This window comes from Devosia neptuniae, assembly GCF_025452235.1.
Taxonomy (GTDB): domain Bacteria; phylum Pseudomonadota; class Alphaproteobacteria; order Rhizobiales; family Devosiaceae; genus Devosia.
On the sequence record NZ_CP104965.1, the window covers coordinates 4,057,008 to 4,080,531 of the forward strand.

Annotated in this window: 19 protein-coding genes; 3 read left to right on the forward strand and 16 right to left on the reverse strand. The window is 62.8% G+C overall.

The genetic code is table 11. From position 1 onward, the window contains the following. Window positions 1–60 precede the first annotated feature (60 nt). Genes N8A98_RS22760 through N8A98_RS22785 form a run of 6 tightly spaced genes read right to left on the reverse strand, consistent with a single transcriptional unit; the run spans window position 61 to window position 6,584 of the window. Entirely contained in the window at window positions 61–969 is a 909-nt protein-coding gene (locus N8A98_RS22760; protein ID WP_262168738.1) for a carbohydrate kinase family protein, read from the reverse strand. Further along, window positions 966–2,030 carry an ABC transporter ATP-binding protein gene (locus N8A98_RS22765; RefSeq protein WP_262168740.1) on the reverse strand — a complete coding sequence of 355 codons (1,065 nt, stop codon included), beginning with the start codon at window positions 2,028–2,030 and terminating at the stop codon, window positions 966–968. Before N8A98_RS22765 ends, N8A98_RS22760 begins: the two co-directional genes overlap by 4 nt. Next, entirely contained in the window at window positions 2,030–3,538 is a 1,509-nt protein-coding gene (gene argH / locus N8A98_RS22770; protein WP_262168742.1) for an argininosuccinate lyase, read from the reverse strand. The genes N8A98_RS22765 and argH overlap by 1 nt, the downstream gene beginning before the upstream one ends. Before the next feature lie 3 nt (window positions 3,539–3,541). Then, window positions 3,542–4,387, reverse strand: a complete 846-nt coding sequence (locus N8A98_RS22775; RefSeq protein ID WP_262172119.1) for a carbohydrate ABC transporter permease — start codon at window positions 4,385–4,387, stop codon at window positions 3,542–3,544. A gap of 5 nt (window positions 4,388–4,392) precedes the next feature. After that, the gene (locus N8A98_RS22780) at window positions 4,393–5,325 is read right to left on the reverse strand and encodes a carbohydrate ABC transporter permease (RefSeq protein ID WP_262168744.1); all 933 of its coding nucleotides are present in this window, start codon (window positions 5,323–5,325) and stop codon (window positions 4,393–4,395) included. A gap of 11 nt (window positions 5,326–5,336) precedes the next feature. Continuing rightward, window positions 5,337–6,584 (reverse strand): extracellular solute-binding protein, encoded by a 1,248-nt coding sequence (locus tag N8A98_RS22785; RefSeq protein WP_113124023.1) that lies wholly within the window; start codon window positions 6,582–6,584, stop codon window positions 5,337–5,339. Window positions 6,585–6,780: 196 nt separating this feature from the next. Between N8A98_RS22785 and N8A98_RS22790 the strand changes: the two genes are divergently transcribed. Genes N8A98_RS22790 through solA form a run of 3 tightly spaced genes read left to right on the forward strand, consistent with a single transcriptional unit; the run spans window position 6,781 to window position 11,577 of the window. Beyond that, a complete protein-coding gene (locus tag N8A98_RS22790; RefSeq protein WP_262168746.1) occupies window positions 6,781–8,010 on the forward strand; it encodes an ROK family transcriptional regulator in 1,230 nt (409 codons plus the stop codon). A 19-nt stretch (window positions 8,011–8,029) separates the two neighbouring features. Continuing rightward, complete coding sequence (locus N8A98_RS22795; protein WP_262168748.1) at window positions 8,030–10,405, forward strand: PIG-L family deacetylase; 2,376 nt, start codon at window positions 8,030–8,032, stop codon at window positions 10,403–10,405. Next, a complete protein-coding gene (gene solA, locus N8A98_RS22800) occupies window positions 10,402–11,577 on the forward strand; it encodes an N-methyl-L-tryptophan oxidase (RefSeq protein ID WP_262168750.1) in 1,176 nt (391 codons plus the stop codon). The genes N8A98_RS22795 and solA overlap by 4 nt, the downstream gene beginning before the upstream one ends. 81 nt (window positions 11,578–11,658) lie before the next feature. Here the strand turns inward: solA and N8A98_RS22805 are convergent, their stop codons facing one another. The 10 genes from N8A98_RS22805 to N8A98_RS22850 form a co-directional block, all read right to left on the reverse strand. Next, on the reverse strand, window positions 11,659–14,166 hold the full coding sequence (locus tag N8A98_RS22805; RefSeq protein WP_449240168.1) for a PIG-L family deacetylase: 2,508 nt from the start codon (window positions 14,164–14,166) through the stop codon (window positions 11,659–11,661). Between the two features lie 196 nt (window positions 14,167–14,362). Next, window positions 14,363–14,812 (reverse strand): RrF2 family transcriptional regulator, encoded by a 450-nt coding sequence (locus N8A98_RS22810; RefSeq protein ID WP_262168754.1) that lies wholly within the window; start codon window positions 14,810–14,812, stop codon window positions 14,363–14,365. 153 nt (window positions 14,813–14,965) lie between these two features. Next, window positions 14,966–16,036 (reverse strand): ABC transporter ATP-binding protein, encoded by a 1,071-nt coding sequence (locus N8A98_RS22815; RefSeq protein ID WP_262168756.1) that lies wholly within the window; start codon window positions 16,034–16,036, stop codon window positions 14,966–14,968. Window positions 16,037–16,098: 62 nt separating this feature from the next. Next, complete coding sequence (locus N8A98_RS22820) at window positions 16,099–17,091, reverse strand: glycoside hydrolase family protein (RefSeq protein WP_262168758.1); 993 nt, start codon at window positions 17,089–17,091, stop codon at window positions 16,099–16,101. A 23-nt stretch (window positions 17,092–17,114) separates the two neighbouring features. Then, window positions 17,115–17,993 (reverse strand): carbohydrate ABC transporter permease, encoded by an 879-nt coding sequence (locus tag N8A98_RS22825; protein ID WP_262168760.1) that lies wholly within the window; start codon window positions 17,991–17,993, stop codon window positions 17,115–17,117. After that, a complete protein-coding gene (locus tag N8A98_RS22830) occupies window positions 17,990–19,078 on the reverse strand; it encodes a carbohydrate ABC transporter permease (protein WP_113120243.1) in 1,089 nt (362 codons plus the stop codon). Before N8A98_RS22830 ends, N8A98_RS22825 begins: the two co-directional genes overlap by 4 nt. A 69-nt stretch (window positions 19,079–19,147) precedes the next feature. After that, window positions 19,148–20,401 (reverse strand): sugar ABC transporter substrate-binding protein, encoded by a 1,254-nt coding sequence (locus tag N8A98_RS22835; protein ID WP_262168762.1) that lies wholly within the window; start codon window positions 20,399–20,401, stop codon window positions 19,148–19,150. Then, the gene (locus tag N8A98_RS22840) at window positions 20,398–21,480 is read right to left on the reverse strand and encodes a LacI family DNA-binding transcriptional regulator (protein ID WP_262168764.1); all 1,083 of its coding nucleotides are present in this window, start codon (window positions 21,478–21,480) and stop codon (window positions 20,398–20,400) included. Before N8A98_RS22840 ends, N8A98_RS22835 begins: the two co-directional genes overlap by 4 nt. A gap of 205 nt (window positions 21,481–21,685) precedes the next feature. Further along, window positions 21,686–21,847 (reverse strand): hypothetical protein, encoded by a 162-nt coding sequence (locus N8A98_RS22845; protein ID WP_162740071.1) that lies wholly within the window; start codon window positions 21,845–21,847, stop codon window positions 21,686–21,688. A gap of 417 nt (window positions 21,848–22,264) precedes the next feature. Then, entirely contained in the window at window positions 22,265–23,380 is a 1,116-nt protein-coding gene (locus N8A98_RS22850; protein ID WP_262168767.1) for a PLP-dependent cysteine synthase family protein, read from the reverse strand. Window positions 23,381–23,524 lie beyond the last annotated feature (144 nt).

Below are 23,524 nucleotides of genomic sequence, written 5' to 3' on the forward strand. Positions count from 1 at the left end.
AAACGGAGGTTCCCGCTTTCGCGGGAATGACACCGTGGAGGTTGGGAATATGTGCCCCCCTCAAGCCACGTGATGCGCCGTCCCCAGGCTCCCGGTCCCACCCGTCGCCTGCACCGATCGCGACCCTGCCTCAATCGCTGCAGCCAGGCACACATCCATCGCCGCGCCATCCAGCCAGGCATGCAAGAACCCGGCATTGAACGCGTCGCCGGCGCCCGTCGTATCCACCACCTCGACCGCTGGCGTAGAGCGCTGGATGACCTGCCCACCCATTGCCAGGATCGCACCATCGCCACCGCATTTGAGCGCCACCACCGGGAAATGCCGCGCCAGCCGCGCCAGTGCCTCCTCCGGCGCCTCGCAATGCGTCAGCGCCCGCGCCTCTTCCAGATTGGGCAGGAACACATCGACCCCGGCCGCGCGCTCGAAAAACATCGGGTCCTTGATCAGCTCGGCATCCCAGCTCGGATCGAGCGACACCGTCAGCCCACGCGTCTTGGCCGCTGCGACAGCCGTGGGGATTTCATGCAACGTGGCATATTCGGCAATGTGCAGATGCCCCGCCTCATTCCAGTCCAGCGCCTGATCAAACGTGGCCGGCAGAGCATGCCCCGCCCGCCGCGAGAGGAATGCGCGTTCTTCCTGCTGCACCATAACCACGGTCACCTGCGGTCCCGCCGATGGATGCCGGTCGAGAAACCGCAAATCGATGCCCAAAGCATCGATCTGCCCCTCCAGCGCGTTCGACACCGCATCGGTGCCGAAGCGGGCCAGCAGCACGGTTGAGCGGCCCAGCGCCACGGCATGCGCGGCCGTGATCAGGGCGCCGCCGCCGGGCGTGATGGTAAAATCCCGGGCGAACAGTTCGCGCCCGAGTTCGGGCATGGCGTCCAATCCGTTGAACACCATGTCGCAATAAATGCGGCCCAGGCTCAGCATGGCCTGGCCGCGCGATTGTGTCGAAGTCATGCCCGGCCCAGCGCCCGCTCTGTTGCCGCATCGAACAGGTAGAGCGAGCCCGGCTCGGCCCGTGCCGCCAGCGTGGAACCAACCTTGGGCACGACGCGGCCGGGCGCAGTGGCGATCACGGTTTCCCCGCCAACCGCCAGATGCACCAGCGTTTCCGACCCCAGCGGCTCCACAGCGACCACCTCGCCCGATAGCGTCAACCCTGGCCCGTCAGTGCCCACGATCAGATCGTGCGGGCGCACGCCAATCTTGATCGGCGCATCGGGGAAGTCGAGCTTGCCGCCATCCCATTTGGTGCCCTCGATGGCGAGGCCACCGGCGCTGAGCGTGCCGGAGACCAGGTTCATCGAGGGGCTGCCGATAAAGCGGGCGGTGAAGATATCGACCGGATGCTCATAGAGGTCTGTGGGCGTGCCGACCTGCAGGATATGGCCATCGCGCATCACGACGATCTTGTCGGCCATGGTCATGGCCTCGATCTGGTCATGCGTCACATAGACGATGGTGGTGCCGAGCCGATGATGCAGCCGCTTGATCTCAAGCCGCATCTGGGCGCGCAGTTGCGCGTCGAGATTGGAGAGCGGTTCGTCGAACAGGAAGGCCGCCGGTTCGCGCACCATGGCGCGGCCGATGGCGACGCGCTGGCGCTGGCCGCCCGAAAGAGCCGCAGGACGCCGGTCGAGCAGCTTTTCGAGGCCCAGTACCTTGGCGGCTTCCTCGATCAGCCGCTGCTTTTCCGCCTTGGGGAGCTTGGAGGTGTAGAGCCCGAAGCCGATATTCTGGCCCACGGTCATATGCGGATAGATGGCGTAGTTCTGGAACACCATGGCGATATTGCGCTGCTTGGGTTCGCGCTGGTTCACCACTTCGTCGCCGATCAGCAGATTGCCGCCGGAAATGTCTTCCAGCCCCGCGATCATGCGCAAAGTGGTGGATTTGCCGCAGCCGGAAGGGCCGACAAAGACGACGAATTCGCCATCTTCAATGGTGAGGTTGATGCCATGGACGGCGCGCGTCTTGGCATATTCCTTGACCAGTCCCTGAAGTTCGATCTTGGCCATCAGGCATTTCCCTTCAATGCGTCGAAACGCTGTTTGAGCTGCTGCGCAGCTGCGGCTTCGCGCTGCATAAGTGTGTGAAGGCGAGCGGCAAATTCCCTGCCGCGCGTCTGGTAACCGGCAATGGCCGCTTCGAGCGGGGCGGGCGCCGGGCCCCCGAAGCGGGTGCGCACGGCAACGAAATATTCGGGCGACACCAGTTCGGCGAAGGTCGCTGCGTCGATCGTGGTCTTGCGGCCGGTGGCTTTTTCAAAAGCCGCCAGGAAGGGCGCATAGCCGTCGCTGACCAGATCGCCTTCCATGGCCACCACGGCCCGCGCCACTGCGGCGGCGATTTCATGGCCTTCCCGGAATGACAGGCCTTCGCGGCGCACCAAGCTATCGGCCAGCTCGGTAATGGTGATGCAGGAGCGCCGGATGTTGTTGGCCACCCGCGCCGGATCGACCTTGATCTGGGCGACCAAAGCCGCCAGCAGGTCGAGCACCCGCTCGGCGCTGTCAAAGGCCTGATAGCCCATGGATTGGGTTTCGCCTTCGCTGTCGTTCATGTCGGTGAACGGCGTGTTGTGCATGATGTCGAGCATGGCCCGCGCCCGCCCGAAGGTCTGGCTCGCCAGATGGCGCAGATGCTCGATCGGCACCGGATTGCGCTTTTGCGGCATGATGGAGGAGATCTGCACCAGCGCATTGGGCACGTAGATCTGCCCGACCTCGAAGCTGGTCCAGAATTGCAAATCCTGGATCGGCCGCCCCAGATGCAGGAACATCAGCTCAAGCGCACCATAGGTCGCGGTGATGTAGTCCACCGCCGCGATGCAGCTATAGGAGTTCTGCAGCGGCGCAGCAAAGCCCAGCAGTTCGGCAACGCGCGCCCGGTCAGTGGCAAAGCCCGACGTGGTAATAGCGGCCGCGCCCATGGGCGACAGGTCGACAATCCCGTAGGCTTCGAACAGCCGGTCGATATCGCGCGCCAGCACCTCGATCACCGCCGACAGGTAATGCCCGAACGTGGTCGGCTGCGCCGGCTGGCCGTGGGTATAGGCAACGATCAGCGTAGCCTTTTCCCGTTCGGCAGCCGCCACCAGCGCCTCGTGCAAGGCCAGCGCCTTGCCGATCAGCACATCGAGCCGCGCCTTGAGCCCCAGCTTGAACAGGGTGTGGTCGATATCGTTGCGCGACCGCGCCGTATGCAAGCGCCCGGCCAGATCGGGGCCGAGGCGCTTTTTGAGTTCCTTTTCGATGAGGAAGAAGAAGTCCTCGACCTCCCCGGTATAGACCAGCGTCGTGGGGTCCACCTCGGCATCGATGGCCTCGAGCGCGCCGGCGATCTTGCCGGCCTGATCGGCATTCAGAATGCCGGTTTCGGCCAGCATCACCAGATGGGCGCGGTCGACGGCGCGGAAGGCCGCGACATGGTGGTTCTTGGCGCCATCGAACAGCGGGCGCAGCACGGTTTCCTTATAGACGGGATCGGGGAAAACCGAGCTATCGGTCAATCTTGGATCGGTCATGATCTACCCCTTGAGCCCGGCAAGCATGACGCCGCGCACGATGAAGCGTTGCAGCACGAGGAACACCAGCAGCGTGGGAATAGTGGCCAGCGCCGCGCCGGTCATGATCATTTCCCACTTGATGGATTGCTCGACGGCAAAGCTCGAGAGACCCACCGGCAGCGTGTAGAGTTCCTTGGACGTGGTCACGATCAGCGGCCAGAAAAAGGCCGTCCAATTGCCGAGGAAGGTGAAAATGGCGAGTGCCGAAATGGCCGGGACCACCATGGGCATGGCGATCTTCCACCAGATGGTGAATTCGTTGAGCCCATCAACCCGCGCGGCTTCCAGGAAGTCATTAGGCACGGTTTCAAAGAACTGCTTCATCAGGAAGGTGCCGAAGGCCGTCATCATGCCGGGGAACATGATGCCCCAATAGGTGTCGAGCCAACCGAGCTGGCTGCTCATCAGATACCAGGGGATCACCAGCATTTCGGTGGGGATCATCAGCGTCGAGAGAATGGCCAGGAAGATGAAATAGCGGCCGCGGAACTCGAATTTGGCCAGCGTGTAACCGACCAGGCTATCGAAGAACACGTTGGACACGGTGACGGTCAGCGCGATGAAGGTGGAGTTGAAGAACCACCGCATGAAGCGCCCATCGCCCAGCACCTTGAGATAATTGTCGAAGGTAGGCGCCGCCGGGATCAGGCGCAGGTCATAGACCTGCCCCGCCGTCTTGAGCGAGGTCGAGAACATGAACAGCAGCGGGGTGACCATGATCAGCCCGCCGATCAGCAGGATGGTCCAGGCGATGATCCGGCCGGGGCGAATATCAAGTCGGTTGGCACGCAGCTCGGTCGAGGGCATGGCGGTCATTTCTTTTCCCTCATGATCCAGAGCTGCAGCAGCGAGACGGCGAGCAGGATGGAGAACAGCACCACCGTTTGGGCCGCGGCATAGCCCATCTGGTAGGATGAAAACGCGGTCTGATAGATCATGAGCACCAGCGGCTTGGTCGCGTTGAGCGGCCCGCCCGGATCATTGGTGGTCATGTTGTAGACCTGGTCGAAAATGCGCAGGAAGCCGATGGAGGAGAACACCACGAGGAACACTGTGGTGGGCTTGAGCAGCGGAATGGTGATCTTGCGCAGGATGGCCCATTCGCCCAGCCCATCAATCCGCGCCGCCTCGTAAAAGGTCGAGGGAATGGCGCGCAGGCCGGCCATGAAGATGATGATCTGAAAGCCAAGCCCGGCCCAGATGGCGGGCACCAGCACGGTGGGCAGCGCCTGCACGGTCGAGCGCAGGAACGGTTGCTGGGCGATGCCGAGCGAACCCAACATGCCATTGATCACCCCGATGGGCACCGGCTGATAGAACCAGCGCCATACCCAGCCCATGGCCGCCGCCGTGGTGAGGAAAGGCAAAAAATACAGCGCTCGGATAAAGCCGTGCATGAAGCGGACGCGATCGAGATAGAAGGCGATCACGAAGGACAGGACCAGGCTGAGCGGCGTGCCGATCAGCAGGTAGAGAAAGGTGTTCTGGAAAACCTTCCAGAACACGGGATCGGCAAACATTTTCTGGTAGTTGGCCAGGCCGATGAAATTGGCCGGGCGCAGCAGGTCCCAATCGGTCAGGGATAACCAGAACGCCTGCAGCGTCGGATAGAACCTTATGCCCGCATAGAACAGGATCGGCAGGGCCAGAAATGTCCAGGCCCAGATGACCCGCTTCGTCTTGATGCTGAAACGGTCCCAGAGGCGGCCGCGGGCCGCCTCCCCCGTGATGGTGTCCGACGTCATGTCGTCGCTTCCTACTTGGTGGCCGCGTCGATGATCGCCTGCTCGGCCGTGGCGGCCGCAGCAATCGAATCTTCGATGGACTGGCCTTCGAGCAGCACGCGATTGACCATGTCGATGGCGACCTGGCGCTGCCCGGCTTCGTCATAGAACTTGGTGGTGTGTGCGTATTCAAGACCCTTGAGGAACGGCGCGCGGATCGGGTCGGCCAGATTGGCCTCGGTCAGGGCGACGTCGCGGCGGGCCGGCAGTTCACCCACCACATTGAGCCAGATTTCCATGGCCTCGGGCGAGGTGATGTAGGCCAGGAACTTCTGGGAAGCCGCCAGTTCTTCGCCCTGGGCGCCCGAGCCGATGGCATTGGCAAAATAGCTCGAATAGTTCGAGCGCAGGCCATTGGCATCGGCCGGCAATTCGGTGACGCCCCATTCGAACGGATTGTCGGCAAAGGCACCGAGCCGGAACGTGCCATCGATGGTCATGGCGGCAAGACCCGCGCGGAACGCGGCCTGACCTTCATCCATGAAGCCGACTTGGCCGACCTTGGAGACGGTCTGCAGATCGGTGTAATATTTCAGCGCTGCGGCGCCGGCAGCGTCATTATAGGCGACATTGCCCGCTTCGTCATAAGGCACGCCGCCATTCTGGCGGATCAGCACTTCGCGCCACCAGTGATGGTCCTGCCCGGCCATGTCGAGGGTCACACCGGCGCTGGTGATATTGCCGCCGCCATCGCGCTTGGTGGTGGCTTCGGCAGCCGCCAGGAAATCGACCAGGTTCTGCGGCGGATTGGCCGGATCGAGCCCGGCTTCGGTGAACAGCGCCTTGTTGTAGAACAAAGCCAGCGAGCGCACGGCGGTCGGCAGGCCATAATAGGCGTCGCCGCGCTTCATCGCCGAAACGATCGGGAAGAAATCGGCTTCGATTTCAGCTGGCGGGAACACCGCCGGATCAAGCGGCTGGATCAGCTCGCCATTCACGAAATTGTCGAGCCAGCCATAGAACAGCTGCACCACGTCTGGGCCCTGCCCGGCGACCTTGGCCGCGACAACGCGCGTCTGATAGTCGGCATAGGGGAAGGTGACCTGCTTGACGGTGATGTCGGGATTGGCCGCTTCGAACTTCTCGATCAGTTGGTCCATGGCCTGCACGCGAGTGTCGAAAACATACTGCCAATATTCGATTTCCACGGCCTGGGCCGAGCCCAGCGCCAGGAAGCTGATGCCAGCCGCGAGCCCGGCCAGTTTTGCCTTATTGCGCATTGATAACCTCCAAATGGCCCGCTTCATCCTCAGCCGGCCTTCCTTGCAGAAGGGCGAACTTCGCCATTCCCAGCGGCAAACGTCAGCCATGTGACACTCGCTTGTCAATAAAATAATCTACTTGAGTTATTGTTCTGCACGGGTAGTCTCCGGCGCCAGGGATGTGGTAGTTGACCCATGATCAGGGGGGCGGTTCTTGAGCAGTCAGGACAAGCGCAATTTGCGCCAGCGCGTGGCGATCGGCAGCAATCCCGAACGCAATCGCGCGCATAATCGCCGCGTCGTCCTCGAGGTCATCCGCCTGCACGGCCATCTGGGCCGCACCGAAATTGCCCGCCGCGCCCAGCTCACGGCGCAAGCCGTGGCCAATATCGTGGAAGAATTGCTCGATGAGGGCCTGCTGGTCGAACTGGGCCGCATGCGCTCGGGCCGCGGCCAGCCGCCCATCCAGTTCGCCGTCAATCCCAATGGACCGGTTACCGTGGGCGTCGAAATCGCGGCGGATCACATGGTCACCGTGCTGCTCGACCTCTCGGGCGGGCTGCGCGCCCAATCGATCAGCCCCTTGGAGCGGACTGACCCCGATTACATTCCCGGCAAGGTGGCCGAAGAAATCGCCAAGCTGCGCGCCTCGGCACAGGACACACGATTGCTCGGCGTTGGCGTGGTGATGCCCGGCCCCTTCGATATCGAAGGCATGAGCTCGGTCGGTCCCGCCACCCTGCCCGGCTGGACCGGCGCCGATCCGGTCAAGCTCATCGCCAAGGCGACGGGCGAAAGCGTCGTGCTCGAAAATGATGCTACCGCCGCAGCCGTCGGCGAGCGTCTCTACGGCGCCGGGCGGCAAAGCGGGAATTTTTGTTACCTTTATTTCGGCGTCGGCCTGGGTCTCGGCGTCATTCAGGATGGGCGGCCGCTGCGCGGCGCCTTCGGCAATGCCGGCGAAATCGGCCATGTCGGGCTGGTACCCCGCAAGGGCAAGACCAGCTATGGCGCGGCCGGCGCTCTGGAGCGGTTCGTCTCGGTCTATGCCCTGCGCGAGCAACTGGCGCTGGCCGGCATTTATGCCGCCAATGTCGATGACATTCAGGCGCTGCATGACGACAACAACCCGCACCTGATGGGCTGGATCGCCAGCGCCGCCGATTATCTCGCCCCCACCGTGGGCATGCTCGAAAACATCTTCGATCCCGAAACCATCATCTTCGGCGGCGGCCTGCCTGATTCCGTGCTCGACGCGGTGATATCAGCGCTCGATCCGCTGCCCGTTTCGGTCTCCAGCCGCCGCATGCGCACCACGCCCCGCGTGCTGCGCGGCCAGACCGGCCAACTGACCGCCGCCCTGGGCGCCGCCGCCCTGCCCCTGCTTGACACCGTCTCCCCCCATCTCAGCACTGCCACCGGCCCGGCTACGCCCGCAGTCTGAACGCACTTTCAGGACCGCCATGCTGACCGCCCGCGACCGTCTCGCCCGCCGCAAATCCCGCCCCGCTATTGTCGCCCTGCACCGCGCCTTGAGCCGGCTGACCTCGACACTGACGGTGATGAATACCGGCGCTCACCCCGATGACGAGCAAAGCGGCATGCTGGCGCTGCTGCGCTTCGGCATGGGCATGCGGGTCATCGTCGCCTGCTCGACGCGCGGCGAAGGTGGCCAGAACACGCTTGGCCCCGAGCGTACCGGCGCCTTGGGCGTATTGCGCTCGCGCGAAATGGAAGAAGCCGCCCGCGAACTCGATGCCGACGTGGTCTGGCTCGGCCATGGCCCCGACGATCCCGTGCACGATTTTGGCTTTTCCAAAAGTGGTCCGGACACCCTCGCCCGCTGGGGCAAGGACCGCATTATCGAGCGCTTGGTGCGCGCCTACCGGCAGGAACGCCCCGACATCGTCATTCCGACCTTTCTCGATGTGCCCGGCCAGCATGGCCACCACCGCGCCATGACCGAAGCGGCCGAAACCGCCATTACCCTGGCCGCCGATCCCACCGCCTATCCCGAGCATTTTGCCGAGGGGCTGACGCCTTGGCGCGTGGCCAAATATTACCTGCCAGCCTGGTCGGGCGGCGGCGACACCTATGACGATGAGGTCCCACCCCCACCAGCCACGCTGACCGTCACTGCCAGCGGCTCGGACCCACTGACGGGCGCCAGCTATGACACTTTGGGCGAGTTCTCCCGCTACTATCACGCCAGCCAGAATATGGGCCATTGGCGCGCCGAGCCGCAGACCGCTTGGCCACTGCATCTCAAGCTCGGCGCCGCCGCGGAAGCCGACATTCGCGCCAATCTGCCCGCCAACCTCACCGAAATCGCCGCGCTACTCGCCAGTTCGGCATCCGCCCCGCTCCGCGCAGCCGATGCCGCCATTGCCGATGCCATCGTGGCCTTTCCCGATGGCGCCGCCATTGTCGGCCCGCTGGACATTGCCAAATCCGAACTGCTCGCCGCGCAGGCCGCGCTCACCGAACCGGAAGCCGAGTTGTTCGGCCATCGCCTCAGCCGCAAGCTGGCCGAAATCGACGCGGCTCTTATTGCGGCAAGCGGTCTCGACATCCTGGCCTGGGTAGAGCCGGCCAATCTGGCGCCCGGCGGCAGCGGTCAGCTCAAGGTCTGGTTGGGCAATCGCCATGCCACGATCCGCCCGGTCCTGGCCCCTCATCTCCATGCCGGTACCCTCACAAGCGAAGGCTCGGTGACCGGCATCCCCCTGTCGGTGGCCGCCGATGCCCCCATCACCAATGCCTATTTGCCGGGTTATTCGAGCCTGGGCGGCAATGGCGCCGTGCAGGTCGAGGTTACGCTCAAGATCGGCAGCCATGCCGCGACCATGCTGATCGACACCGAAGAGCCAGTGCAGATTGTGCCAACCTATGCGGTCAGCTTGGTCCCCGACGCCCTGATTATCCCCCTGCCCGCCGCCTCCACCGACCACACCGTGGCTGTACAGTCCGACGCGCCACCGCAGGTAATCGCCATTGATGAAACGCCTGGCATTACGATCACCCGTTCCGGCAACGGCTTCACAATCCGCGCCGATGCAAGTCTACATGCGGGGCGGTTGACGCTGCCCGTGACGGTCGACGGCGCCCCCGCCTACAACCTCACCCCCATCGCCTACCCGCATATCGGTCGCACGCACTTCGTCCGGCCAGAAGCGCTCGACATTCTCGCGCTCGATCTTGTCCTCCCCCAATCCCGCATCGGTTATGTTGGTGGCGGCAGCGACCGGGTCGGTCTGTGGCTCGCCCGCATGGGCGCCGACGTTACCGAACTTGACGCGGCAGCCCTTGAAGGCAACCTGTCAGCATACGATACCATCGTCATCGGCATCTTCGCCTTTGGCACCCGGCCCGATCTCGCCCGCGCCGTGCCGCGCCTGCACCGCTGGGTTGAAACCGGCGGGCATTTGCTCACCCTTTACCACCGCCCCTCAGATGGCTGGAACTCCGACGCGACGCCGCCACGGCGGCTGGTCATCGGCTCGCCGTCACTGCGCTGGCGGGTAACCAATCCCGCCGTCAACGTTAGCAGTCTGTTACCCCAAAGCCCCCTGATGTCGTTCCCCAACCGCCTTTCGGCGAACGATTTTGCGGGATGGGACAAGGAGCGAGGACTCTATTTCGCTTCGGAATGGGACGACGCTTATCAGCCCCTGCTATCCATGCATGACAGTGGTGAGCAGCCCCTTTTTGGGTCCCTGCTCACCGCGCAGATCGGGCGGGGAAGGCATACCCACACCAGTCTGGTGCTGCATCACCAGCTCGACAAGCTGGTGCCCGGCGCCTTCCGCATCCTTGCCAATCTGGTGCAAAAATCTTGACACATCAAAGTTTTGACGTCGTCGTTATCGGCCTGGGCGCCATGGGCAGCGCCACCCTCTACCAACTCGCCAAGCGCGGCATTCGCGCCCTCGGCATCGATCGCTTCGCCCCGCCGCATACCGAAGGCTCCACCCATGGCGAGACCCGCATCACGCGGCGCGGCATCGGCGAAGGCGAGACCTACGTTCCCCTCGCCGTTCGCTCGCACGAAATCTGGCGTGAACTCGAGGCCGAGACCGGCCAATCCATGCTGTTCGAAGTGGGCAGCATCGTCATCTCGCAAGCCGATGATAATGTCGAGCGCCCCGGCCGCACCGGCTTTATCCGGCGGTCCATCGCGGCTGCGCAACGCTATGGAATTGCACACGAAATTCTCGGCGCTGACGAAATCCGCCAGCGTTTTCCCAATCTTATCCCCGCCGGTGACGAGATTGGCTATTATGAGCCCGGCGGCGGCTATCTGATGCCGGAGCGCTGCGTCGCGGCCAATCTGGACATGGCGCGGCGGCATGGGGCGACGATAAAGCTGGGCGAGATCGTTACGGCCATCACTCCCGATGGTTCGGATGTGTCGATCACGCTGGGCGGCGAGACAATCCACGCCGGCCGGGCCATCGTCACGGCCGGCGCCTGGGCTGGCGGTTTACTCGGCGCCCCGTTCGACCGGCTGCTGAAGCCGACGCGGCAGGTAATGCATTGGTTCGCCCTTGCCCCCGACGCGCCGCAGCAATGGCGCGATTCGCCGGTCTATATGTGGCCCCATGGCGAGGAAGAGGACGGCTTTTTCTACGGCTTCCCGAGCCTTGATGGCATCAGCATCAAGACCGCCGACGAGTTCTACGGCCCGCCCAGCGATCCAAACGCCATCGACCGCAGCATCCCCCTGTCAGACTCGCATCGCATGCATGCCGCCCACCTGGCCGGGCGCCTCGCTGGTGTGACAAATAATCCAATTAAAACAGCCACTTGCATCTATACCGCCACGCCGGACAGCGCCTTCCTGATCGACCGCCACCCCGCCTCCGCCGCCATCCTGGTCGCTTCCCCCTGCTCCGGCCATGGCTTCAAGCACTCCGCCGCCATTGGCGAAAGCCTGGCGCAATGGGCGATAGACGGCGCCTCGGTAATCGACCTCTCGGCCTTCGGCCTCGGCCGGTTCAGCCAGCCCTAAATGACAAGGCCCCCGATCGTGAGATCGGGAGCCTTGCCGGGAGGAGCCGGGCTATAGGGAGGCCTCTGCCCGGCTATGGGGTCAGCGCCGCGCCGGCTGGGTCAGATTGGCCAGCAGGCGGAAGGCACCGGGAACCAGTTTGTCGAGCTGGTGATGCAATACCAGGCTCGTATGGGTATGCCGCCCCTGTCCGATCTCGGCCGAAAGCAGCGAGCCCGTCAGTGGCTCCTCGCCGGAATCACTCATGGAAAGCAATGGCTTATAGGCCTCATCCCATTCCGACGCGAAGTACAGCCCACGCTCCTTGTCCCAGTTCGACCAGTCCTCCTCGGTCAGGACATTGGGATAATTGAGCAGCGGGTGATCCGCCTCCAGCACCGTCACGACGGCATTGGCATCGGTCACCCGATAGCGGATCGAGGGCGAACCGATCTTGAGGAAAGCCGGCGGCACCGCCTCCGGATCCCAGCCATCGGAGGGCCGATGATAGAGCGTCACCAGATGCCCACCATTGTTCACCCATTCATGGATTCCCGGCAGCGCCGCAACCAGATCGGGCCGTTTGCCGAAGGCAAAGATGCCGACAACCAGGGTATCAAGGTCGCGATAGGCCCCGGCCTCGATATCGCCCGGCGCCAGTTCGGTCAGGTCGACGCCAAGGCGGCGCAGCCAGATATGAACATTGTCATTGCCACCGCTGACATAGCCGACCTTGGTATTTTCCGGCAGCGCCGCGCCAACCGATTGCACCGGCACCGACACCAGCGTCGGCACCACCGATTTGCCGATATGCGGATAGGAGAAAGTGTTGATCGCATAAGCCGGTTCACCCAGCAGGACCGGCTCGATCGCGATACGAGTCGTGCCCAGATCGGCTGGCGGTGCTAGCTCGAAAGTGCCAGCTTCCCGGCCAGTTTCGCCAGTCGGCAGCAGCGACCAGCCATCGGGCAGGTCGAAGGTCAGATCGTCCGTCGTGGCATTGGCGACCACGGCAGTCATCTCCACCGGAGCGATGTCCCGCTCGGTATTGAACACCACCGCGTCGGGCTTGAGCTCAAGCGAAGCGGCCGGAATGACGCGCAGCGCATCTTCCAGGTCGATGTCGAGCACGGTGGTCCGCCCGCCGATTTCAGCGGTCAGCCGCACAAAGGCATCGCCATTGCCGCCCAGCGGATCGAACTGCTCAGTCAAAGGGTTAGTCAGTGCAGCATCGGCAGCGGCAGTGACCAACTCGCCCTCCTCGCCGGCCTTGCTGCTCAGCCCGTCGCGGCCAATAACCGCCACGGATTGCACCACGACATCATCGGGCGCATCGACATCGGTCTTGACCAGAACCTCCTGCCCGGGCCGCAGATCGGCACCATCGGTATAGGCGCGAACCTGCATGCCGGCGGCGGTGGCGAGCACCAGGTCGATCTCCTTGACCTTGCGATCAAGGCGATGGGCGACGCTATCGACCAACTCCGCGGGCAATTGCGCACGGGCCGCGTCGATCGCAGCGCCGATCTCGATCACCTTGGCGACCACGGCTTTGGGATCGCCGTAATCGGCAATGGCTTCCTCGATCAGCCCCTGGGCATTGCGTAGCGCATCGGCAGCCGAAGCAGGCATGCCGTCGAGTTCGGCGATGTGACCGACCGTGGCGATCAGCCCGTCGCGAATGTCATTTTCCTGCGTCGGGGCTTCGCCTTCGGCAACGCGCGACAGGTTGAGCTGCCATTCGGTTTGCGGATCGGGCCGCCAGGTGCCCATGCCCTGGGTCAGGTGGCAGGAGCGTGACCATTCGCCCATCTGCGGGAAGGTCGCGCCGGAAATCGGGTCACGCGCCGGCGCCTTGACCACGAGTGTCGTCGGCGGGGGCGGAATTTCGTCGTCATAGACGCCGCCACCACCGCCATAGGCTGGCAGGTAGATTTTTGGCACATTCCAGGGCTTGAGGCCGGCCGCGATCTGTTCGGGGAATTCTTCTTCATTGCCGGAAATGTCGGCCGTGATGAAGGTCGCCACGGTGGCAGCGCGGTGCTGGCCATGCTGGCCCGGCACGTCGAGGAAGCAGTTCATCACCACGTCGGGCTTGTACTGGCGGAACGCCCAGGTCATGCGCTCGATAACGCGGTCGCGGCCCCAGCGGGCAATGGTGGCATTGGGGTCTTTGGAGAAACCAAAATCATGCACGCTGTCATTATGCCCACGACCGCCAAAGGCGAGCGAAGCATCGAGCGAGCGCGAGGCTTCCTGCATTTCGCGGGTGCGCAGCACGCCGAGCACCGAGCCGCGTTCCGGCCCGATGCTGTTCTGCCCGCCCTCCCCGCGCGTGATGCAATAGAGCACCGGGCGGATGCCATAGACATGGCGCAAAGCGGCCAAGAGGCCACTGGGTTCGTCATCGGGATGGGCGCCCGTGGTCATAAAGGTGACGGTCGAAGTCAGGCGCTCAAGCTGGCGATAGAGTTTGACGATTGCCGGTTCGCCCTTCTGGCTCGCAATCAAATCCAGATCCGATGCGGGCGCGGCCCAGGCCGGTATTTGCGTGGCCGCCAGCAATGGGGGCACCGATGCGACAAAAGTTCGCCGGCTCATTCGCGTCATGACGATTCCTCTCTTTCCTCTCCAAACCGGGCATCGGCGGGCCGCAATATGGCGCCGCGTGACAGCTCAGTGACAGGACTATGGGAGGGGGATTAACACAACTCAAGTATGTTAATCGGAAGAAATGACGTGTTTTTATAGGCGCCGGTGCGACAGCACAAGCGGCCCACTGTTCTGTCGGCTCAGATAGCCAGCGTCAGGCGGTCAGCGTTTCGGAGGTCAGCGTTTCGATGGGACCGAGGCTACGCAGTTCGGTCAGGCTGGTATTATCCAGCACTTCTGCGATGGCATTGCGCACTTCCAGCATCAGGTGACGGACCTGGCAGGTGGCAACGTCGCAGTCATCACAAGGCTGGAAGCGGGTCTTGCTGGCGCAGGGGATTGGCGCGAGGGGACCATCGAGCACGCGCACGACGTGGCCGATCTTGATCTCCTCGGGCGGACGAGCAAGGCTATAGCCGCCGGTCTTGCCCTTGCGGCTGTAAACGAAACCAGCATTGCGCAACTCGGCCAGAATCGCGTCGAGAAATTTCTTGGGGATGTTGTTGGCGCTGGCAATCTCGCCCACGAAGGCGAGCTGGCCCGGCGGCAATTCTGCCAGCGCGGAAAGAGCCTTCAGGCCATACTTGCCTTTTTTGGTCAGCATCGGCTTCTGCCATTCGATCGGGCGGCCCGGCGGCCGCTATTGCGTCCCGTCTTAAATTCCACTGAACCGGTAGACAAGCCTATAATTGTTCTAAAGTGAACGAGTTTGGTGGGATGCCATGCTTTTGAACCCAGGACTGGCGCTACACCCTCGCTAAACGGCGTTGCCCGCTGCGTTGAACAGGCAGATTTCATTGGGGTCGAAGTTCAGCGCGATGTCGTCGTTCAGCGCGACGGCGACGTCGCCGGCGAGAGCCGCGAGGACGGTTTCGCCGGTGGGGAGGATGGCGCTGATGATGGTTTCGTTGCCGAGGCGTTCGACGAGGTCGACCTTGCCGGCGATACGCCTGGTGCCGTCCTTGAGCAATTGATGGGGGCGAACGCCCAGGGTGAGGGTATCGCCCTGCCCTATGCCTTCGCGGCGCGGCAGGGTGATGGGTTCGAGGGCTTCCGAGGCCAAGGTCATGGTGTCGGCGGAGAGCGCGGTGACCGTGACGGGCAGCAGGTTCATCTTGGGCGAACCGATAAAGCCGGCGACGAAGAGATTGGCGGGCTTGTGGTAAAGCTCGAGCGGGGAGCCGACCTGCTGGACCACGCCGCCATTGAGCACGACGATCTTGTCGGCCAGGGTCATGGCCTCGACCTGATCGTGCGTCACATAAATCATGGTGGCGCCCAAGCTATTGTGCAGCTTGGAGATTTCCGAGCGCATGTCGAGGCGCAGCGAAGCGTCGAGATTGCTCAGGGGCTCATCGAACAGGAAAACGTCGGGCTTGCGCACGATAGCGCGGCCGATGGCGACGCGCTGGCGCTGGCCGCCGGAGAGCTGGGCCGGCTTGCGATCGAGCAGATGTTCCATCTGCAGGATGCGGGCGGCTTCCATGATCTTGGCGTCGCGCTCTGCCTTGGGCGTTTTGGCGAGCAAGAGGCCGAAGCCGACATTGTCGTAGACACTCATATGTGGATAGAGCGCGTAGGACTGGAACACCATGGCGACGCCGCGGTCGCGCGGCTGGACCTGATTGACGACACGGTCGCCGATCTTGAGTTCGCCCTCGGTAATGTCCTCAAGGCCGGCGATCATGCGCAGCAGGGTGGATTTGCCACAGCCGGAGGGGCCGACAAAGACGACGAATTCGCCGTGCTCGATCGTCAGATCAACGCCCTTGATCACGTCGACCTTGCCGTAGCTCTTGTGGATATTGGTGAGGCTCAATCCGGCCATCGGAACTCTCCTGAGGGGTGCGCGCCCCCGCCCTGCGGCGGGAGCACAAAGCATTGGTTTGATTAGATCTTGGCGCCGGGGGCGACTTTGTCGAGTTCGGTGTGCAGCAGGCCATCGGCATCGACGCGGACGGGGATCGGGTCAGACACTTCGCCCACAAAGGTGCCGTCTGCGGCGTCGTGGACGAAGCCCATGAAGACCAGGCCATTGTCGGTCTCGACGATCTTGCCGGCATAGCGGCGGCCATTGTGGCCGTCGAAGAAGGCGCCGGGGGCCACTTCCCAGGGGCCGAGCGGATCGTCGGCCATCAGGTAATGGGTGCCGCGGGTCGGCTTTTCCGGATTGAGCTTCTTGTAGGCCTCGGACCAATGGGTGCCATCGGTGCAGAACAGCATGTACCACTTGGCGCCGATCTTGAAGACCTGGGGCACTTCCATCTGGCCGAACATGCCGCCGCGATAGACGGGGGGTTGCAGCGTCCAGGTGTTGAGGTCGGGCGAAGTGGCAAAGCCGACCGAGCCGCCGGCATTCGGCTCCGCAATGCCGGGCACACGGGCGACCATATACATGATCCAGCCATCGCCATTAGGGTTCTTCATGACCCAGGGATCGCGGAAGGCGCGGTCATGCCAGTGGCCGGGGGTATATTCCTCGTAATCGGGGCCCGAAATATCGAGCGCCAGGCCATTGCCGACGCGGGTCCAATTGTGTCCATCGGTAGAGGTGGCGTGGCCGATGCGCTGCTTCATGCCCGCTTCGGCGTGCTCGGTGCCGGTGTAGAACAGGTGCCAGAGGCCGGTGTCGTCACGCAGCGTCGTGCCGGTCCAGGTGGTCCAATCATCCCAGGCGACAGGGTCGGCGGGCTTGAAGGTGGTGCCCAGATAGGTCCAGTTGGACAGATCCTTGGAGACAGCATGGCCCTGGGTCACATTGCGGTGGCGCATATCGGGATGGGCCAGGCTGTTGTCGGCCTGCAGGAAATAGGCGTGGTAATCATCCCCATCGCGGTAAATCCAGAAGTCCCAAATCCATTTGTCTTTAAGTGCGAGAACCAATTTTTCGTCTTTCGAAGTTGGGGTTAGCCTTTGATACCGGTCGAGGCGATGGACGAGATGAACGCCCGTTGCAGAACCAGATAGAAGATGAGTACCGGCAGGGTGATGATGGAGAGGTAGGCCATCACCTCGCCCCAGGCGATGTTGAGCTGGAAGAAGTATTGCAGGCCCACCATGACCGGGCGGTACTGCTCGGACTGGGTGACCAGCAGCGGCCAGAGGTATTGATTGTACATGGCGAGGAATTTCAGGATCGCCGCGGTGGCAAAGACCGGGCCGGAAATCGGCACGATGACGCGGGTATAGACCTGGAACCAGGTGGCGCCATCGAGCCGCGCCGCCTCGATCAATTCGCGCGGCAGGTCGCGGAAATATTGCACGAAGAGGAAGATGGTCAGCGCATCGGCCAAGAACGGTACGATCTGCACATGGTAGGTATTGAGCCAGCCAAATTGTAACCCGCTGCCGCCGATCCAGGGGAGATTGTTGACCAGCATCAGCATGGGAATGGCGATGGTTTCGAATGGCACAATCAGGGTGGCGATCAGCACAGCCAGCACCACTTCCTTGCCCTTGAATTCGAGAAAGGCAAAGGAGAAGGCGGCCATCGAGCAGATGAACAGCGCACCAGCCACGGTGACTACGGTGATGAAGACCGAATTGAAGATGAACAAGGCTACCGGCGCACGGCGGAAGGCAGCGGCGTAATTGTCGAAGGACAGATCGCCCACCGGCAGGAAGGCGGCGATCGAGGCGGTGTCGCGCAGCAATTGCTGGGCCGGCTTGAACGAGGACACCACCATGAAGACGATGGGGAACACGAAGATCAGCGCGAAGACGACAAGCAGCAGATAGCGCCACGCGGTCTTGAAGCCGGTATTGGGGGAAATGACGGCGCTCATCGATTGCGCTCCCGGGTCAGATAGCGTTGGGCCATGGAGATGGTGAGAACGATCAGGAACAGGATGACCGAGATGGCCGAGCCGCCGGCGATATTCTGCTGGCCATAGCCGCGCTCGACGGCCTGGAACACCATGGTCTGGGTGGAATCCACCGGACCACCGCCGGTCATCACGTCAATCTGGGAGAACAGCGAGAAGGCCTGCATGGTGATGACGATCAGGATCAGTACCGCGGTGTTGCGCAGGCCGGGCCAGGTGACATAGCGGAACTTCTGCCAGGTGGTGGCGCCTTCGATATCGGCAGCCTCGTAGAGCGAAACCGGAATGGTCTGCAGACCCGACAGCCAGATGACCATGTGGAAGCCGACGCCCTGCCAGACCGACATGGCGAGGATCGACCACAGAGCCGTAGCGGGATTGCCCAGCCAATCGACGGGCTTGAAGGCGCCGAAGCTGAGGAAGCCGAGCATATTGTTGAGCAGCCCACTCTGGCCGGAATAGATGAAGCGCCAGAGCAGCGACACGACGACGATGGAGACCACCACCGGCATGAAGTAGATGGCGCGGAAGATGTTGATGCCCTTGAGCTTCTGGTTGATCAGCACCGCCAGGAGCAGAGCCAGACCTGCCTGGATGGGCGCGACGAACAGCACAAACAGGACCGTATTGGTCAGCGCCTTCATGAAGACGACGTCGCTGGCCAGCACGTAAACCTTGGAGTCACCCCAATCCCAGGAGAGCCATTCGCGCTTGCCGCTGAGCTGGGGGTATTCGGCATTGTTGCGCGTGTAATCGCGCACGCGCGGATAGCTCAATTCGCCCTTGGCATCGCGGACCAGCGCACCGGCCTCGTCCGTTTCCGGCTGCAGCACCAGCGTGCCCACACCCAGCAATTGATCGAAATTGCGCATACCGACCCACTCAGTCGGATTGGGCGAAATCAGCCGCTGATTGGTGAAGGACAGGGTGAAGGCCAGGATGAATGGCACGATCAGGAACAGCGTGATCAGGAAGATCGCCGGACCGGCAAGCGACCAACCCGCGAGCGGATGGTTCTGCAGGGATTTGGTGGGCGTGAGCTTCATGGGAGGCAAACCTTGCGGGGATTTTGCCCATGGGCCCGCTTGCGGCGGGTCCATGGGCTGGAGGCGTGATTAGAAGCCGTAATTGTTGTTGCGCTGGATATCGGCGTTGATGGCGTCCGTGGCGGCATCGAGCGTGTCGGCAACGTCGGCGCCATTGGCGATGTCAGCGGCGAGCTTGATGAACTCGAGCGCGGCGACGACATAGCCTGGCGTTACGGGGCGCAGCGTGCCCTGGGCCTTGCTCAGATCATAGAACACGGCGAGCGGACCGCCGGGCTTGTAGTTTTCGGTCAGCTCGGCTGCCGAGGCGGTAGCCGGGATCAGGCCGAGGCCGTTGGAGAATGCCGCGACATATTTGTCCTGGGTGGCAAACTCGATGAAGGCGCTGGCGCCATCCTTGTGCGGGCTGGTGGCCGAAACGCCAAACTGCCAGGAGCCGGCGCCAATCTTGGGGCCATTGCCGAAATCGGGCGCGGGCAGGAACAGCAGATCGTCGCCGAAGGCTTCGATGGCCGGCAGGGCATTCCACACGCCATTCCACTGCAAGGCATAGCGCCCGTCGATAAAACCGGTGGCGTGGTCGGCGGCCGTCTGGGAGGTGCCGGGAGCGTATTGGTTGGTGAACAGGCTCTGCCACCATTCGCCCCAGGCAATCGCGGCGTCGCCGTTCAGTGCACCCTCGGCCGTGGTGTAGGTGGTGCGATCCATGATGTCGCCGCCAAAGCTCTGCAGGAAGGGGCTGAAGGCATAGGGATACCACTCGCCGCGATCATCCATGGAGAGATCGAGCGGGAACTCGAACTTGCCGGTCGCCTTGAGCGTGGCCAGGGCCGCGTCGAATTCCTCGCGGGTCCAGGGCTGTTCGAGCGTTGGGATGCGGATGCCGTTTTCCTCGAGCACGGATTTGCGCGCGAACATGGCAACGGCGGCATCCCAGAGGCCGACGGAATAGATTTTGTCCTGCCAGGTGCCGATGGTGCCGGGCAGGAAGCCGTCCAGCGTGCCTTCCGAGAGTTCGAGCGGCGCCATGTAGCCGGCCCAGGCCCAATTGGGCATGTTGGGGCCGTCAACGTCGATAATGTCGGGCAGATTGCCGGCAACGGCCGCGGCGACGATGGTGTCGTTGTAAGCGCCCTGCGGGAACTGCTCAAGCTTGACGGCCCAATCGCTCTGCGATGCATTGAAATCGCTGATGACAGTGTTCAGGATTTCACCCTCGGTCGGGTTGCCGGCGCCGTGATACCACAGGCTCAATTCGGTCTGTGCCCAGGCGGGGGCGGTCGACATGGCCAGAATGCCGGCCAGGGCTGCGAGTTTTTTCACTGATCGTTCCTCCTCATTTGAAACGGGGTCACTACCTGGCTCAAATCAGCAACCGAGTTGCGCCAGGTGATAGGTCCAGCGACCCGTTCGATGACGGGTTCGTCGGATTGGGCGGTGCCAGCGATGAGGCGCAGCAGCCGATCGGCAGCGCGCGCACCCATGGCGGCGTAGGCGAGCTCAATGCTCGTCAGGGTGGGATGGAGATGTTCGGTGATGATGCGATAATCGTCATAGCCGACCACCGAAATATCGCCGGGCACCGACAGGCCGCGCTCGCGCAGGATCGAATAGACGCGCATGGCCATCTTGTCGTTGGCGCAGCAAATGGCGGTGGGACGATCCGGCAGCGACAGCAGGCGATCGAGAGCATCCCAGAGCAGGTCGAATTCATGGGCGCGGTCGCTGAGGGCGCCGGTGATGGTGAGCGCGGGATCGACGGGGAGGCCGGCAGCCTTATGGGCGGCGCGATAGCCAGAGAGACGCAGGCCGCGGGCGATCATGCGCTCGGGCAGCATCAGATAGGCGACGCGGCGGTGGCCGCGGGCGATCAGTCCCTTGACCAGTTCGAACTGGCCGCCTTCGTCATCCGGCACGACGGCCGGCGTGCCTTCATCATCAAAGCAATTGGCCAGCACGACATGAGTCTGGCGTGGATTGGGCGGCAATTGGATCTGTTGGTGGAATTCGGCGACGTGGATCAGGCCCTCGACGCGATGCTCGAGAAAGGTCTGGGTCAGCTCAGGAATACGCGCTGCTTGATTGCCGGTGTCGGCGATCAGCAGGGTGAGGCCATGTTCGGCGAAAACGCGCTGGGCGCCCTGCACGATATAGATGTCCGGCAGGCCGGCTGCCTCGAAACCAGGCGAGAGGCTGATGGCGCCGGTTATCATACCGATCAGACCTGTGCGCTGCGAGCGCATGGAGCGGGCAGCATTTGAGGGCACATAGGCGAGCTGATCGATAGCCGCACGCACCGCCTCGGCGGTTTTGGCATTGACCGGCGCGTCGCCATTGAGGACGCGACTGACCGTTTTGGGGGAAACCCCGGCCGCTTTTGCTACGTCGTAGATCGTCGCCAAGGCGATCCTCCCTACCCCGGCCGAGCGGCCGATTTGCTCCTCAACGATGCTGCCTCGGCGTATGACACCGATGTCATGACATCGGTGTCATACATGCTTGAAGGACATTGGAGAGTCAAGCGGCCGGAAATGTGGGAGAGGCGAGAGTAACAAAAACAAGAACGCCGCCTCGTGAGGCGGCGCTCTGGACAGGGCTGGCAACGGGTCAGTTATTCTTGGTCGAACCCAGACTCTCGTCACCATCGGCCGTATGGCACATGGATTTGTCTTTGTAGACGCAATGGTGCGGGGCCGTCGCGGCGAAGGCCGGAGCAGCAACGCTGCCGATTGCGGAAAGAGCGATCAGAACTGCGGCAATCTTTTTCACTTCCCAACTCCTCTATGTTTGGTGAAGTGACGATGCGCCCGCCGGCAAGCCCGTTCCAGTTAAACTCCGGCAACAAGATTTCATTTTGTTCATGCTGTTCATGAACTTCACGGCAACTTGTTTCCGAGCGCTCACAATTGGTTAGAAGGCGTGGCGGCGGGGTGACCAGATTGTGGCGGATGGCTGCAATTGGGGGGAGCGGAAGCAGGGTGCTGGCCACCCTGCCACGCTATTCTCGGTGTCAGCCCGGCGCAGGCCGGGGCCCATCTTGGGATCTGGGCACACACCGCCAGATCGCAGGACTACCCACTCATACACCTTGCGGCTAGGACGCGATCTCGAGATGGGTCCCGGCCTGCACCGGGGTGACACCGTAGATGCGGACACGCCTGCTGCAGAACAGTGTCCTGGCGGCGCTTACCTCGCCGCCGGCACAAAGGGACCGCCATCGAGGAAGGCCTCAAGCATGGCCACGTGCGGCGCGATATCGAGACCTTTGGCGGCGAGCCAGGCGTCATTGTAATAGGTATCGGCGTAGCGCTCGCCGCTGTCGCAGATCAGGGTGACCAGCGAGCCGGCCTGTCCGGCATTGCGCATCTGCGCGGCCGCCCAGCACATGCCATAGAAATTGGTGCCGGTGGAACCGCCGACGCGACGTGACAGGCGCTGCGACAGCACGCGCATGGCGGCGAGCGAAGCAGCGTCAGGCACCTTGATCATCTGATCGACGACTTCGGGCACGAATGACTTTTCGACGCGTGGGCGCCCTACCCCTTCGATGCGCGTCGGGCAATCGCAAGTGGCGTCGGGATTGCCGGTGGCCCAGCCCTCATAGAAGGCTGAGTGCTCCACGTCGGCGACGCAGAGCTGGGTGGGATAGCTGCGATAGCGAATATAGCGGCCGATCGTGGCAGAAGTGCCGCCCGTGCCGGCGCCCATGACGATCCAGCTCGGGATGCAATGAGGCTCGGATTCCATCTGCCGGAAGATGGATTCGGCGATGTTGTTATTGCCGCGCCAATCGGTGGCGCGCTCGGCATAGGTGAACTGGTCGAGATAGTGACCACCGCTATCCCGAGCGAGGCGCGCGGCCTCTTCGTAGATGGTGGAGGCATCCTCCACGAGATGGCATTGGCCGCCCTGCTGGGTGATCGCCTCGATCTTGCGCGGACTGGTGGTGGCGGGCAGCACGGCTATGAATTGCAGGCCAAGCAGGCGTGCATAATAGGCCTCGCTGACGGCGGTGGAGCCGGAGGAGGCTTCGGTCAGCGTGACACCCTCGGTGATCTTGCCGTTGCAGATGCCATAGAGAAACAGAGAACGCGCCAGACGGTGCTTGAGGCTGCCGGTGGGATGGGCCGACTCATCCTTGAAATAGAAAGACTGATCGGGCAGGCCCGAAAAAGGCAGCGAAATCAGATGCGTGTCGGCGGAGCGGCGCCCTTCCGCCTCCAGCAGCGAAATGGCCCGGCAAGCCCAGGCCCGATCAACGCCCGCCGCCGAAGCGGCGGCAAATCCGCGCGAACCTTCCATATCGTGCGCCCTTCGCCAATCACCATATTTCAGGTATCATATGCCTCATAATTCGTTATGCAAAGTATGTTTTGCTATTTTTCTATTCAATTTTGGCAATATGTGCCCATGCGCACTCACCTAAAATCTCATCACCTAACGCAG

What these genes read in the sequence shown, in the direction of transcription:
- N8A98_RS22815 (WP_262168756.1), bottom strand. Translation starts at nt 16,036, where the DNA reads ATGGCCGGATTGAGCCTCACCAATATCCACAAGAGCTACGGCAAGGTC.
- N8A98_RS22825 (WP_262168760.1), bottom strand. Translation starts at nt 17,993, where the DNA reads ATGAGCGCCGTCATTTCCCCCAATACCGGCTTCAAGACCGCGTGGCGC.
- argH (WP_262168742.1), bottom strand. Translation starts at nt 3,538, where the DNA reads ATGACCGATCCAAGATTGACCGATAGCTCGGTTTTCCCCGATCCCGTC.
- N8A98_RS22765 (WP_262168740.1), bottom strand. Translation starts at nt 2,030, where the DNA reads ATGGCCAAGATCGAACTTCAGGGACTGGTCAAGGAATATGCCAAGACG.
- N8A98_RS22760 (WP_262168738.1), bottom strand. Translation starts at nt 969, where the DNA reads ATGACTTCGACACAATCGCGCGGCCAGGCCATGCTGAGCCTGGGCCGC.
- N8A98_RS22830 (WP_113120243.1), bottom strand. Translation starts at nt 19,078, where the DNA reads ATGAAGCTCACGCCCACCAAATCCCTGCAGAACCATCCGCTCGCGGGT.
- N8A98_RS22775 (WP_262172119.1), bottom strand. Translation starts at nt 4,387, where the DNA reads ATGCCCTCGACCGAGCTGCGTGCCAACCGACTTGATATTCGCCCCGGC.
- N8A98_RS22850 (WP_262168767.1), bottom strand. Translation starts at nt 23,380, where the DNA reads ATGGAAGGTTCGCGCGGATTTGCCGCCGCTTCGGCGGCGGGCGTTGAT.
- N8A98_RS22780 (WP_262168744.1), bottom strand. Translation starts at nt 5,325, where the DNA reads ATGACGTCGGACACCATCACGGGGGAGGCGGCCCGCGGCCGCCTCTGG.
- N8A98_RS22810 (WP_262168754.1), bottom strand. Translation starts at nt 14,812, where the DNA reads ATGCTGACCAAAAAAGGCAAGTATGGCCTGAAGGCTCTTTCCGCGCTG.
- N8A98_RS22785 (WP_113124023.1), bottom strand. Translation starts at nt 6,584, where the DNA reads ATGCGCAATAAGGCAAAACTGGCCGGGCTCGCGGCTGGCATCAGCTTC.
- N8A98_RS22795 (WP_262168748.1), top strand. Translation starts at nt 8,030, where the DNA reads ATGCTGACCGCCCGCGACCGTCTCGCCCGCCGCAAATCCCGCCCCGCT.
- N8A98_RS22805 (WP_449240168.1), bottom strand. Translation starts at nt 14,166, where the DNA reads ATGACGCGAATGAGCCGGCGAACTTTTGTCGCATCGGTGCCCCCATTG.